17 protein-coding genes and 2 pseudogenes are annotated in these 12,424 nt (G+C 68.2%); 8 read left to right on the top strand and 11 right to left on the bottom strand.

Annotated elements, in window-relative coordinates; all coding sequences use genetic code 11:
- Positions 1–115: 115 nt before the first annotated feature.
- The 3 genes and pseudogenes from ACLQ28_RS13215 to ACLQ28_RS13225 all read right to left on the bottom strand — a co-directional run.
- Entirely contained in the window at positions 116–472 is a 357-nt protein-coding gene (locus ACLQ28_RS13215; RefSeq protein ID WP_425686510.1) for a transposase, read from the bottom strand.
- An 8-nt stretch (positions 473–480) separates the two neighbouring features.
- Complete coding sequence (locus tag ACLQ28_RS13220) at positions 481–1,194, bottom strand: IS110 family transposase (RefSeq protein WP_425686511.1); 714 nt, start codon at positions 1,192–1,194, stop codon at positions 481–483.
- Between the two features lie 237 nt (positions 1,195–1,431).
- Positions 1,432–1,608: pseudogene (locus tag ACLQ28_RS13225) on the bottom strand (SDR family oxidoreductase); the annotation flags it as partial.
- Positions 1,609–1,719: 111 nt separating this feature from the next.
- Here ACLQ28_RS13225 and ACLQ28_RS13230 point away from each other — a divergent pair.
- Together ACLQ28_RS13230 and ACLQ28_RS13235 are read left to right on the top strand one after the other, a co-directional pair.
- Positions 1,720–2,220 (top strand): hypothetical protein, encoded by a 501-nt coding sequence (locus ACLQ28_RS13230; protein WP_425686512.1) that lies wholly within the window; start codon positions 1,720–1,722, stop codon positions 2,218–2,220.
- A 145-nt stretch (positions 2,221–2,365) separates the two neighbouring features.
- On the top strand, positions 2,366–3,199 hold the full coding sequence (locus ACLQ28_RS13235) for a hypothetical protein (protein ID WP_425686513.1): 834 nt from the start codon (positions 2,366–2,368) through the stop codon (positions 3,197–3,199).
- Here ACLQ28_RS13235 and ACLQ28_RS13240 read toward each other — a convergent pair.
- The 7 genes and pseudogenes from ACLQ28_RS13240 to ACLQ28_RS13270 all read right to left on the bottom strand — a co-directional run bounded on the left by ACLQ28_RS13240 (position 3,145) and on the right by ACLQ28_RS13270 (position 6,373).
- A complete protein-coding gene (locus ACLQ28_RS13240) occupies positions 3,145–3,462 on the bottom strand; it encodes a CHAT domain-containing protein (protein ID WP_425686514.1) in 318 nt (105 codons plus the stop codon). The two genes, ACLQ28_RS13235 and ACLQ28_RS13240, sit on opposite strands and share 55 nt — an antisense overlap.
- Positions 3,413–3,853: pseudogene (locus tag ACLQ28_RS13245) on the bottom strand (phosphotransferase); the annotation flags it as partial. The gene ACLQ28_RS13240 and the pseudogene ACLQ28_RS13245, both read right to left, overlap by 50 nt.
- Positions 3,854–3,993: 140 nt before the next feature.
- Positions 3,994–4,251: a hypothetical protein gene (locus ACLQ28_RS13250; RefSeq protein ID WP_425686515.1), complete on the bottom strand. Its 258-nt coding sequence runs from the start codon at positions 4,249–4,251 to the stop codon at positions 3,994–3,996.
- Positions 4,252–4,273: 22 nt separating this feature from the next.
- Positions 4,274–4,912 carry an EndoU domain-containing protein gene (locus ACLQ28_RS13255; protein ID WP_425686516.1) on the bottom strand — a complete coding sequence of 213 codons (639 nt, stop codon included), beginning with the start codon at positions 4,910–4,912 and terminating at the stop codon, positions 4,274–4,276.
- A gap of 9 nt (positions 4,913–4,921) precedes the next feature.
- Entirely contained in the window at positions 4,922–5,647 is a 726-nt protein-coding gene (locus tag ACLQ28_RS13260; protein ID WP_425686517.1) for a WXG100 family type VII secretion target, read from the bottom strand.
- A gap of 19 nt (positions 5,648–5,666) precedes the next feature.
- Positions 5,667–5,981, bottom strand: a complete 315-nt coding sequence (locus tag ACLQ28_RS13265; protein WP_425686518.1) for a hypothetical protein — start codon at positions 5,979–5,981, stop codon at positions 5,667–5,669.
- Positions 5,981–6,373, bottom strand: a complete 393-nt coding sequence (locus tag ACLQ28_RS13270) for a YbaB/EbfC family nucleoid-associated protein (protein WP_425686519.1) — start codon at positions 6,371–6,373, stop codon at positions 5,981–5,983. Before ACLQ28_RS13270 ends, ACLQ28_RS13265 begins: the two co-directional genes overlap by 1 nt.
- Positions 6,374–6,810: 437 nt before the next feature.
- Here ACLQ28_RS13270 and ACLQ28_RS13275 point away from each other — a divergent pair, with 437 nt between their 5' ends.
- From ACLQ28_RS13275 to ACLQ28_RS13295, 5 genes are all read left to right on the top strand, one after another.
- Positions 6,811–8,352 (top strand): phenylacetate--CoA ligase family protein, encoded by a 1,542-nt coding sequence (locus ACLQ28_RS13275; protein ID WP_425686520.1) that lies wholly within the window; start codon positions 6,811–6,813, stop codon positions 8,350–8,352.
- A complete protein-coding gene (locus ACLQ28_RS13280) occupies positions 8,349–8,795 on the top strand; it encodes a DUF4188 domain-containing protein (protein ID WP_425686521.1) in 447 nt (148 codons plus the stop codon). Before ACLQ28_RS13275 ends, ACLQ28_RS13280 begins: the two co-directional genes overlap by 4 nt.
- Positions 8,792–9,892: a hypothetical protein gene (locus tag ACLQ28_RS13285; protein ID WP_425686522.1), complete on the top strand. Its 1,101-nt coding sequence runs from the start codon at positions 8,792–8,794 to the stop codon at positions 9,890–9,892. The genes ACLQ28_RS13280 and ACLQ28_RS13285 overlap by 4 nt, the downstream gene beginning before the upstream one ends.
- Positions 9,889–10,812 carry a hypothetical protein gene (locus tag ACLQ28_RS13290; protein WP_425686523.1) on the top strand — a complete coding sequence of 308 codons (924 nt, stop codon included), beginning with the start codon at positions 9,889–9,891 and terminating at the stop codon, positions 10,810–10,812. The genes ACLQ28_RS13285 and ACLQ28_RS13290 overlap by 4 nt, the downstream gene beginning before the upstream one ends.
- A gap of 104 nt (positions 10,813–10,916) precedes the next feature.
- A complete protein-coding gene (locus tag ACLQ28_RS13295; protein WP_425686524.1) occupies positions 10,917–11,090 on the top strand; it encodes a hypothetical protein in 174 nt (57 codons plus the stop codon).
- A 131-nt stretch (positions 11,091–11,221) separates the two neighbouring features.
- Here ACLQ28_RS13295 and ACLQ28_RS13300 read toward each other — a convergent pair whose 3' ends face one another.
- The gene (locus ACLQ28_RS13300; RefSeq protein WP_425686525.1) at positions 11,222–11,935 is read right to left on the bottom strand and encodes a hypothetical protein; all 714 of its coding nucleotides are present in this window, start codon (positions 11,933–11,935) and stop codon (positions 11,222–11,224) included.
- A gap of 36 nt (positions 11,936–11,971) precedes the next feature.
- Here ACLQ28_RS13300 and ACLQ28_RS13305 point away from each other — a divergent pair, with 36 nt between their 5' ends.
- Positions 11,972–12,292 carry a hypothetical protein gene (locus ACLQ28_RS13305; protein WP_425686526.1) on the top strand — a complete coding sequence of 107 codons (321 nt, stop codon included), beginning with the start codon at positions 11,972–11,974 and terminating at the stop codon, positions 12,290–12,292.
- The last annotated feature ends 132 nt before the right edge of the window (positions 12,293–12,424 follow it).

Here is a 12,424-nt window from a genome sequence, read left to right on the forward strand (position 1 = left end):
GTCCACTATCCGCAAGTAGGCACCCCTCTGTGTCAAGAGGCGGCGAGGAGTGGTGTTCTAGGCTGGGGTTCGGCGGGTCCGGGAAGTGACTTTTCCGAAGTGTCGATCATGGGGATCAGGTCGGCCGCGCTGGATTGCAGAGTCGCCCCCACGTGTCCTCCCGGGCCCGTCTCGACGTGTTTGGCGTCGTTGACCATCTGCCGGCAGACGACGTCGGACAGGCGGCGTTTGAGCGCCCGCATGGCTTCCATCGGGGTTTTGCCGGCGGCGAGTTTGCGCCGGTACTAGGCGCGGCCCTCGGTGTCGCTGCGCAGTTGGACGACAGCCATGATGTGCAGGGTGCGGTTGATGCGGCGGTTCCCGGCCCGCGACAGTCGGTGCCGGTTCTATCGCCGGACGAGACGTCGAGCGGTGCGGTGCCGTTCCAGGACGCGAAGTGTCCGCGGCTAGCGAAGCGGCTGATGTCCGCCACGTCGCCGATCAGCCGGGCCGCTCCGGACGGGCCAATTCCGTGCAGGTCCTGCAGGCTGCTACCGGTCGCCTCGACGAGCTCGCGCAGCTCCTTGTCAGCGGCTTTGGTTTTTTGTCGACCTGGACGAGTTCGGTAATCAGCTCGGAGGCGAGCCGGCGGCGAGTCCGGCCGACCAGATCACGAGGACGGACGGTATTGAGCAGCTCGCGGGCCTGGGCGGCCGACAGGTACTTCTTGGCGCCCCCGGGCAGCAGCTCGAGCAGCAGCTTGTGGATCCGGTTGAGCAAGTCGGTATGAGCGCGGCCCAGACCGTCACGACGGTCAACCAGCAAACGCAACGCCACCGTCACGTCGTCCACGGCGACGTGCCGCAAGCCCTTGCTGCGCAACGCGGCGACCGCGATGTGGTGCGCGTCGGCAGGATCGGTCTTGCGCCCTTGGCCGGTGTCGAATACTCGCGCCCGGGCAGGCAACTTCGCGGGCACGTCCATCACGATCTCGCCGTCGGCGACCAGGCGCTGGGCAAGGTGTTTGCCGATGCCGTTGCAGCCCTCGACCGCCCAGATCCGATCCTTGTGCTGCCGGCCGAGCTCGAGCATCGTCTGGTAGCCGTCGCGGTCGGTGTCGAACCGGCCTTGCGCGAGGACCTTCTCGCGGTCGTTGATGACCTCGATGGTTGCGGATCGTTTGTGGGGATCCATGCCGATGATGACCTGTCCCATGCCTGCCTCTTCCTCGATCGAACCGGGGGCGAATCCGGCGAGGAGAGCAGCGCTACTTCGAGCTGGGCAGTCGCAGTCCCCTCTTGAGCCTCTCCGCGCCACGGTGACCGGCGGGACGCATGCCAGATCTGCGCCACACCAACAAGCGGCGGACAGCCGATGTGCGGATGCCGGATACCGGCAGCTCGTCGCTATGACCGCGTTCAGGCTGCTGTTGGCTTCAGGCGAGAGACCGAGTTAGGCGGAGAACGGGCCTCGCACCGTGACACCCCCATCGACGACGACAAGGCTCTGCCCGGTCACATAGGACGAAGACGGCGAGGCCAGATAGACAGCCGCCGCCGCGGCGTCGTTGGGGACACCGAGCCGGCGCATCGGAATCTCGGGCACCTCGTCGGCGGGCCGCGCAGCATTCGGGAGCATATGGCGCGCGGATCGTCACGGCAGACGGCGTCGACACACCCTGGTACGACCGGCCCGTACCTCGCTAGTCTGCGATACAGGACTAGCGAGAACAGTGAGAATATGGAACGACCAACCGGGGCAGTGGCGGAGCTGGCCGAACAGCGCGGCTACGGTTCGCATGTTGTGACGGCGGTGCTGGCCGACATCGGCTCCGGGTGCCTGAGCGTCATCGCGCCCTTCGTCCTGGTACTCGTCGGCACCGGGCTGCTCGTCGCCGACGGCGGACCGGTGACGACTGCGGTCGGCATTGCTCTGATTGTTCTTGCACCTGTGGTCGCCTTCCTCTTCTGGCGGGCGTACGGCCGGACCTGGGCGCGAGCACCCAGGTTGTACTGCTTCGAAGCCGGCTTCATTCTTGGCGGGAACGGACAGCTGCGGCCATATGCGTGGAACGAGGTGGATGTGCGGAAGTGGTCGAAGACCCATCTTGTAGGACAGGCGCAGAGCCCTCAGACCTTCGCCTACCTCGACCTGCGCACGAAGGAGGGCGAATTGCTGGTTACTTTGGGTGAGGCGAACCATCTCCGAGAGGTGGCAGAGTTGGCGGCACGCGTTTCGTAGCCGACCTGCTTGCGACGAGGTGCGAACGCCGTCGTGGCGTCGATGTGCACGAATACCTGTCCCATGTATCGCCGACGCGCTGGTCCCTTATCGGCGGTAACCTGTCGGGCTGACGCCGGGATCGGCGCCGAAGGTTGGAGGTCGGATGGTTCACGAAGCGACGAGCCGCGCCGTGTGGGAGGCGGACCGGACGATCGCCCGGCTGTGTGCCACGAGTTATGTGCGACAGGTGTTTCCCGAAGCGGTATGCCTCTGGGGCGCGGACGGCGAGCCGACCGAACCCGACGAACTCGACGCGGTGTGGCGGATGCCGGGCGACGACGGCGAGCGGCTGCTCGTGGTAACCGCGCTGGCCGGCGGATACGAGCTGCCGCGACGGCGTCTCTCGTACGGGACCACGGTGGTCGGCGGCACCCGCGACTATCTCCGCTACAGCGTCGACCGGCTCCGCGAGCATGGGCAGAACGGCCTCGCCGGGGCGATCGAACGGGAGATGTACGCCGACCGCCTGTGGTACTTCGAACTTGCCGCCGTGGTGACCGTCGTGAACGGGGAGCACCGAGTGGAGGACGTCCGAGCCCGGCAGTACGACATCAGCGACGCCAACCTGCTGGGCGCCCTGCTGACGGCGATTCGGGCCGGCGACCGCGACGCTATCGAGAAGCTACGCCAACCGTTCGGAGAAGGCCTGCTCAAGGCTCTGGTCCACGCGTACCCCTCGCTGGACACCTGGCTGCAACGTGCTCACCTCGTGCGGGCAATCTCCGGCCACCACGGTCCAGTGGTCACACCGGTGATGGCAGCGATCCTCGACATCCCGGATGACGTGGGCGGATCGGGCGACGCCGACATGGCACGGGAGGTCCGGGCCATCGCGCTGAACGCGCTGGAGGCCGGCGGCTCCACCGAGCGGTTCATGCGCTACTACGAGGACGACGAGGCCGCGGCCGCCGCGATTGCCCGGTACCGGGCCGGGTAGCCGGAACCTCGTTCAACGGCGGTGACCTGGTGCTTTGAAGATCGACTCAGGCTGCCCGGTGGTACTCGTTGATCACTCCGCCGAGTCGTCGTCGGCGTCGTACGGGCTTGTCCATGGGGATGATGGTGCGCGAACTGGGGCGCGACGTGATCGGGAATCGGCCACAGGGTGCCGATCACGTGCGGGAAGCCGGCGGTCTGCAGCGCGGAGGCGATGTGGATCGCCTCGTCGGCAGGCTGGTGCCGCCGTACGCGGTGGTTCACGCGGAGAGGTACGCCAGGTAGGGAGTTCCGGGTCGGTACGGGTTTCCAGCGCCTGACCGAGCAGGACCCCGCGCCCTCCTTGAGAATGGTCCACGCCGTCTCGATGTCGCCGACGTGGAGTTCCGTACGCCGCGGGGGTGCCCGGAACCCAGGTGGTGATGAGCCAAGGCCGAGGGAACCGTTCGGAGGGCTCGCCGAAGCGCTGCGGGACGGGGATCGGCAGCGGAAGGCGCGGGGCAAGCGTGGGCAGCCAGGAGTGCTCCTTGCGCAGCAGCGCGTCCGCGGACCCGGTCGCCCAGGGAAGCCGGACGGCCAGGTCGTCACCGAGCCGCCACAGTTGGTTGTCCCATCCACGCGCGCCTATCCGAACCGGGCGATCGGCGAGGTCGGGACACCTTCCGCAGTCGGATCCCGAGATCTACCGTTCGGTGAATGTCGCCATCGACATGCTCGCCGAGATCGGGCCAGGTCTGGGACGCCCGCTGGTCGACACGGTGCAGGGTTCGAGGGGCCCGATCTACGCTTCGGCCGTCAGTTCGAGGTCCGGATCTGCTCCAGGTAGGTCAGAGGCTCCCGGAGGTGCTCCATGAGCTCCCGCAGCGCGTCCTTCTCCGCCGTGGTGATCACGACGTCCTCCTCCGACAGGGCGCCGACGAGCTCCGTGATCGCCAGGTCCCAGGCCCCGGCGCCGGCGGCGCTCAGGACGAACGGCCGGTGATTCGAGCCGATCCGGGGTGCGAGCTGGTCGGTGATCCGGCGGCTGCGCCGGTAGTAATCGATGACTTCCATGGGTCTCCCGTGGGTTCGGTGGCTAGGCCGGTGGGTTGGTGGTGACGCCCTGGCCGCTGACGGGGAAGCCGCCGGAGATGCTGCCGTCCTTGTCCAGGGTAACGATGCAGGTGATGCCGTCGCGGGTGCCGGTGACGCGCCAGCCGTCGCCGTGGGAACGTGGCTGAGGGCGGCTGTCGGGGTTGGTGGCGATGCTCTTGAACCAGCCCTCGACCTGCGCCTCGGTGGTGCCGGGCGGGAAGAGCGTCTTGCCGGGCTCGGTGGACGAAGGCTTGTGGTTGCCATTGCCCAGGCCGTCGCCGTCCCAGATCTTGTCCATCGCCCCGTCGCCCATCTCACCGAAGCGGCGCATGTCGTACCTGGCGTCGGCGAAGTCGGGGTCGTCCCAGGGGTTGGTCCTCTTGGGCGCCTCCGGCTCGGAGGTGCCGGAGGTCTCGACGCCCTTCGGATGGCCCTCCTCGGCGCGTTGGATGCCGTGCTGCTGGGCTGGTCCCACGCGCCTGGGCATCATTCCGGGGTTGAACTTGGGACGCTTGGAGCCATCGCCGTCACCGCCGTGCGGTGGGGTGGGGCCTGAGGGGTGCTTGTTGTGGAGGCCCGCCACGGCGAACAGGACCACCAGGACGGCGGTGGTCCGCAGAGCCGCCATGAGTTGTCGCACGAGGGCCGCCTAGACGTCGAGGAGTGCGCGAAGGGCGGAGAGGCTGGCGATCAGGCCCATCAGCCAGCCGAAGATGCGGCCGGTCCAGCGGACGACGGCGACCGCGAGCTGGGCGGCGACAAGCGGTGTGGCGACGCCGAGGGAGAAGACCACCTCGGCCAGCCACACCACGACCTTGGCGATGCAGTCGGCGATGAAGGCGCGCACGACCTCCCGCACTATCTGCACCACGGTTCCCGCGCCACGGGTCGCGGCACCCATGCCGGCGGCCGTGCCCGCGAAGATCCCGGCGACGTCGATGTTGATGGTGAGCATGTCGCGGTAGGCGTCGGCGGCGGCGCCCTGCCATCCGTCGAGGTCGCCGACCAGCCGCGCCTTGAGGTCCTCGGCGATGGAGAACAGCTCACTGGCCATGTTGTCCCAGGTCATGGCGTGCGTCTCGATGGTCTCGGGATCACCGGCGAGCCAGTCGAGTGCCTGCTTCAGTGGCTCGACCTGCTCGATGGCCCACTCGATGCCCATCGACAGGAGCGTGCTGAACGGGTCGATGGCGATGGCCGCCCCGTCGAGAGCGGCGCCCAAGCCCGCGATTGAGCCGTCGATCCAGCTGCCGGAGTCGATGGCGTCCTTGATGCCCATGTAGTCGTCGGCAAGCGGCAGGCCGGTCCAGCCGTCGCGCTGCGCGGCGCTGGTCGAAGGGATGTCGGAGGTCGTGGCGACCAGTGGGTTGCTCATGAGAGGACGCCGGGCCGGTTCAGGTCGCGGAGTGGAAGGAGTTGAAGCCGTCGGTGGTCGACTCCTCGGCCCGCTCGTAGGCGTCGGCTGTTTTCTTGATTCCCGCGGCGAGCAGCGCGATGTTCTCGGCGAGCATCCCCACGCCCTTGTCCTGGTCCCGGTGGCGTCCCTCCAGGATGGGCGGCAAGAACTGGCAGAGCTGCCCGTAGGCATCGTCCGCCTGGAAGATGGTGCCGCTCGCGGCCTTGACGGCGGCGAAGCGGTCGTGAATGGCCAACATGGCCGTGGCGTGCGCGCGCAGGGCCTCGACGTCGACCTCGAATCCCCCGTGCATCAGTAACGCCCCTCTTCGTCCTCGGTGTCGGCGGTCCGGAATCCGGCCAGCAGGGCCCGGCCGGTCGCCGAGTCGGCGCCGACCGTCTCCCGCACGACCTCGGCGGCGGCCTCGGCGAGCTTGACCCGCGCGTTGCGATAGGCGCCCATGATCGCCTGCTGCGTCTGCTCCAGACTCACGCGCTGCACCCGCGCGGAGAGCCGGACGTCGGCCATCGCCCCCGTGGAGTCGACGGTGACCTCGGCGATCCCGTGGGCGTCGCTGGCCGTGACCCGCAGCGCGCGCAAGCCGGCACTGGCGGCCTGCGTGTCGGCGGCCCGGCGCGAGGCATTGGCCTGCCATGCCTCCAGGCGTTCCCGCGCATCCTCGGCGTCCAACAGCGGATTACCCATCGCGCCTCCGTATCGGTTGCCGAGCAAGGGTTTTAGCGGCGTCAGTGTAGCCGCGGCCCGCCACACCAAGATTGCCGAGCGAATGCGGCGTGATCTGGTCAGTCTGCGGGAACACGCTGAGCGTCCCGGTCCGGTTGGTGGAGCTGCCGGCGGGACCGCACTGGCCGCTCCTGGATTGTCATCACGTGAACCCGCCGCTCCTGGACCTCGGCACCGCCCTCGCCCCGAACTCGTTGCAACCCGCTGGGGACCAGGTGTGAAGGGGCATATCTTTCGAGATGATCCGCCAGCCTGACCAGCTGGCCAATGAACGGGCCTCGACGGTTGCCCGTGGAAAGTTGGACGGTCAAACTTGATCCAGCGCCTCGTTCGAATACTCAGGAGGGCTGAGTATTCGCCATCAGGTGGCCGGCTCGACCGACCAATAGTGTTGCCCCGTGGTGACTTTCCTGCGTCGGTGGACCCTGCGGGCCGCGAGCTTCGCCCTGACCTGGCTCTACACCCTCTACCGGATCCATCCGGCGGTGTGGCGGCTCACGGCACGTCAGTACCGTCCCTACATGGGGCGCTTCGCCCGGCTGCACGCCTGGATGACCTGCCAGTTCGCCGCGATCGACGTGCCTGCGTACGGCGTCTTTCTCCGCCGCCACCAGTGGCGGTTCCGCTGGTTCGATCTGTCGTCATACCCGCCCACCGACAAGCGGTCGTACGTGCAGGCGTACCCGGAGGCGCAGCGTTGTCGGCACGGGGAGATCGAGATCGCCGGCAGCGTGGTCGACGAGTCGTCGGGCTCGTCCGGCCAGCCGTTCAACTGGATCCGCAGCCGCCGCGAGCTGCGCTCGGTGCACAAGAACCTGGCCGGCTACGCGACCATGGTGTTTCCGTCGAGGCGGCGGTTCGTCATCAACGCGTACTCGATGGGCGCCTGGGCAACCGGGACCAACACCGGCATCGCCATGTCGGCGATCGCGATGGTCAAGAACACGGGACCCGACCTGCGGAAGATCATCGACACCCTGTTGTACTTCGGCCCCGGTTTCGACTACATCGTTACTGCCTACCCGCCGTTCCTGAAGCACCTACGCGACAAGCTCGACGCCGAGGACTTCCCCTGGGCCGAGTACCGCATCAGCGGACTTGTCGGCGGTGAGGGGATGACCGAGGCACTGCGCGACTACCTACAGGAGCGCTTCGTCAAGGTGCGCTCCGGCTACGGGGCCAGCGACCTCACCATCGGTATCGCCGGGGAGAGCGACTTCAGCGTCTGGGTCCGCCGACGACTGCGTACCGACGCCGCACTGCGGACCGCACTGCTCGGCGCCGACGAGCACCGGCTGCCCATGGTCTTCCAGTACAACCCGCTGGAGACGTACCTGGAGACCACCCCGGACCACGAGGTGCTCTGCACGATCAACTCGACGGCGGTGCTCAATCCCCGGGTCCGCTACAACATCGGCGACGAGGGCCGGCTGATCTCGTACCCGGATGTCCTGGCCGCGATCGCCGACCCCGCGGCGCGGGCCGCCGCGGACCGTGCCTGGCAGGTCGACCGGATGCGCTTACCACTGCTGTTCCTGTACGGCCGCAAGGACAGCACGATCTCGTACATGGGCGCCAACATCTACCCGCAGGACGTCGAGTACGGCCTCTACGCCGGCAATCCCCAGGCGCACCTTCTGCAGAGCTTCTGCCTGGAGTTGACGGAGCAGGCCGACCTGGAGAGCCGACCGGTCGTCAACCTGCAACTCCGCGAGGGCCTGACGCTCGACCCGGTGCAGCGGCGAGCCCTCACCGACACCTGCCGCGCGGGGGTGTTGCGCCACCTCGCCGAGGTCAGCCGGGACTTCGCCGAGTCCCTCGCCGAGGACCCGTCCGCTGCGGACCTGCGGGTGGAGGTCCACGAGTACGGCACCGGCCCGTTCGCGGACGCGGCCTCCAAGATCAAGAACGTCTACCTGGTGAAGGGCGTGCCGGCATGAGGACCACCGACTTCTCGGCCGCGCCCGCAGTGGGCCAGGCCACAGCCATGTTCGTCGGCGCCACCCGTTACCGGGGGCCGCGCTCGATCCTCACGCTCACCCGGACCTGGTTCAGGATGGTCCGCCAGATGCGGCGAATGGACGGCTATCGGTGGCACACCGTCTACTACCAGTTCCCGTTCACACTCGGCACCATCGCCTTCTTCAGCGACCGTGACGCGCTCCTGACGTTCGCCCGCAGCCGCCATCACCGTGACCTCATGTGCTGGGTGACCGATCACGGCACGAAGAACGCGACAGGCGGCTACATCCGCCTCTACAACGCCGAACCCGAGGGCTATAGCAACGGCATCTGGCGCGCCGAAGGGGACGGCATGGCGCACATACCGACCTTCACCCCGCTCTCGCGTGAGACGTCCGGCCCGCCGGTGCACCGCTCATGAGACTGGATCCTGTGCAGTCGCGGGCCGACCTGCGGGCATTCGTCGACTTTCCGCTCCGGCTCCACCCGAGCGACCGGTACGTACCCCTGCTGTCATCGGTCATCGCGGCCCACCGCGGTGCCGCCGAGCTGTTTGTGGTCCGCGACCGACGTGGCGAGGTCGTGGGACGCACCAGCATCCACCGCAGTGCGCCCTTCGACGCCAAGGTCGGCCCTCGGCAGCTGTTCGGGCACACCGAGTTCGTCGATGACGACGACGTCTTCACCGCCATCATGGACGCCGTCGAGGGCCGGGCCGACGGTCGACACCTGTTCGGGCCGGTGGTCCTGCTGCCCAACCAGACCGGCGGGGTGATCACCTCCGGCTTCGCCGAGCGTGGCTTCGTGGACTCGGCGTGGAACCCCGCCTACTACCCGGACATGTACGAGCGGCACGGCTTCCACCGCCGCTTCGAGGCCGACACCTGGCTTGTCGACCTCGCCGGAACGGCCACGGGTGCGTCGCCGGCCGTCGACGCCGACTGTGGATTCGCCTTCGACGATGCCCGGATCGGCAGCGAACAGCTCGTCATCCGGCACGGCTCCCGGCGGCACCTGCGCAGCCAACTGCCGATCCTGCGCCAGATGCTCAACGCAAGCTTCGCCCAGTTGGGCTACTACACCGACATCTCCGCCGAACAGCTGGCGGAGCAGACCGACGGCCTGGCGTTCCTGCTCGACGAGGGGCTGCTCCTCTGGCTGGAGAAGGCCGGCCGACCCGTCGCGTTCGTCGTCACCGTGCCGGACATCTCCGAATACCTCATGAGCGTCGGCGGCCGGCTCGGCGTACTCAATCAGCTCCGGCTTCTCGCCACCCGCGGCCGGTACCGGCGGGACGCGGTCCTCATCATCAAGGGCACCGTTCCCGATGAGCAGGGCAACGGGTACCTGACGCTGCTGTCCCGGGAGTTGCATCGCAACCTCGCCCGCAACGGCTACCGGACGCTGCGCAGCACCTTCGTCGAGCGGACGAACGTCGCCTCGGCCGCCCAGTACCGGCGCGCGGGCGGGCGGCCCCTGCACGGGTACACCTTCTACGAGCGAGGAACATCGGTGTGAGTTGGGTCGAGCAGTTGCGGGCCACCGAGGCGATCTGCCGCCGGGCACCGAGCGCACACAACACGCAGCCGTGGCGACCGGAATACCACACCGACGAGATCACCATCGACGTCGATCCCGCCTGCCGCCTGCCCGACTCCGACCCGACCGGGCGTGACCTGACCCTCGGCATCGGCGCGTTCGTCGAGACCTGCCTCATCGTCTCCGCCGAACTCGGCCTCACCGTCACCGTGGCGCCCGGTCCACGACTGGTCCCCGCGGCACATCGGTACGCGACTCCGTTCACGATCGCCGACATCGAGGCCCGCCGGGTCGCCCGTGGTCCATATGCACCCGGGTACGTCGACGACGCCGTCCTCGCCGATCTCGAGCCGGGTATCGCACACGTCCCGACCCGGGATCTCGTATCGGACCTGGTCGTCGCCGACAGGTGGATGTTCGGCACACCTGCCGTCGCCGTCGAGTTGCGGGACTGGCTGCGCCTGAGCCCACGCCATCCTCGCTATCACCTCGACGGACTCACGGACCGGGCGCTCAGCCTGTCCCGGACCGAAGCGCGTGTCCTGTCCGCCGCGCTGCGCGCGTACCCGGTCACCCGCCGACTGGGCCTGCCGGCGCTGCTGGCCGCCAGCGGTCGCGGCCTGTTGCGCTACGACGGCAGCGTCCTGGTCCTCCTCGCCGCCGACGGCGACGACCAGATCAGCTCGGGCCGACGTCTGCTGCGTACGTGGCTGGCTCTGGCCCGGCACGGCCTGGCGGTTCATCCGCTCAGTCAGCTCATCGACTGCCCCGCGACCGCCGGTCGGCTCGCCGAGCGGGTCGCCGGCCTTCCGCTCGCGGTGTTTCGGGTCGGCCGACCCCGCATCGCCCCGGTCCGGTCAGCCCGCCGCGGCGAGCAGCCGTCAACTCAGCCGGAATAGCCTGATCTCGCCGTCGGGACCGTGCTGGCCGCCCTGACCGGGGAAGGCCGCCCGGCTCGCGGGCCCGACGAGCGGCGGTCCGGAAGACGACGGATACTCGCCTGATGACTGGTCCGGATCTCGACCCCGAACAGTATCCGCCCATCGACCCGCGTGAACCGGTGCCCGACGACGCGGGCGTCCTTCTGCCTGGCGCGCCGGACGAACTGCCCGAAGCCCCGGCCGAACCGATGCCGGGCGACGGTGGCAACGCCGGCGGCGTGCGCGAGCCGGCATAGATCCGTCCGCGATCGCGCGCGACACCAGCCCGACCGTCGATGCCGGCGCAGACAAGATCATCAAGGGGACGGCCAGCGGCAGGCCGGCAGGAAACCGCGAACGTGCTCCCCGCCGGCCTTCCCTCCGGACGCTACTCGTCGTTCACGGTGAATGCTCGAAGCCCAAGGCTTGGTGCCAGCGCTTCGACAAGCCAGGTAACACGGTGATCACCAGCGGCCAGCCCAGCGCGAGCGACCGTGCACCAGTCGTCGCGATCGAGCAGGGAGAGGTAGCCGCTCAGAACGCGCTCTCGGCCGCCCTCGGGCCAAGCTATTCGTTCCGCCGCTGGTTGATGTAAATGCTCAGCCAGTTGCGCGGCGATGACGAAACGCTCCACCGACGGCTCTAGGCGGCCGGCGTGTTCGCAGTGGGCCTCTAGAACGGCGGAGGCGGGCGGGTAGTGCTCGAGCGTGATGCCCGTGCCGCCGCTGTCAGCCATGATGGTCAGCAGCAGGCCGGTGTGATCGACCAACTCGCTGTCCGGATTCGCCGCGGTGATCGCCTCATGTAGGTGCGCCGCAGTGGCGACCTCTCCGGCGAAGTAGCGGTTGAGGTAGTCGCCATCACAGGCGCGTCGGAGCATCCACGGACGCGCTGCGGTGCTGCTGATCGTGCACAGGGACTCCACGACATAGACCCGTCCCCAGCCCGTGACCCGCTCGGCCAGCCACAGCAATGCGTCCGAGCCGCCGCACCACGAGCGCCGTTCGAGCGCGCGGGCGACCAGTGGGCCGAAGTGGCCCGACAGCAACCCGATCGTTTGGATCAACTCGATGTCGTCCTCATCCCACACGGTGGTCAGCAACGCCAGACCAACAGTCGCAGCGCACCGATCGGTCGCGTGCTGGACAAGCCATCGACCGGTCGCTCGAACACGTTCGGCGTCCACCCTGCAGGCCGCAGCCGTGATGTGTTCATTGGGATGGATCGGAACATAGAGGTCATGGAACGCCCCGGCAAGATCGCCTGGAACGGCGGACCGATCGGCGAAATGCGTGTCCAAAACGGCGGCGACATCAGCACCGCTGCGGCGCCGATCCTCCGGCTCGCGAGGACGGGGCTTTCGACCTCGGTGCTGTCCATCATCCGGATACGGCTCACCGCCACGGACAAGAGGCGCGTCGGGATCCTCGCGATGCATCCGCAACGCATGATCAAATAACGACAAGTGGGGTCCGAGCAGTCCAGGCTCGGGAGTCACGCTCACCGGCGGACGGAGGACTCGATTCTTTCGATCATGCCCGGATCATGCCAGGCGCTTCACCCGACCAGCAACCCCGCGCCGGATTGGTTG

The sequence above is a fragment of the Micromonospora sp. DT201 genome, from assembly GCF_049841575.1.
GTDB lineage: Bacteria > Actinomycetota > Actinomycetes > Mycobacteriales > Micromonosporaceae > Micromonospora.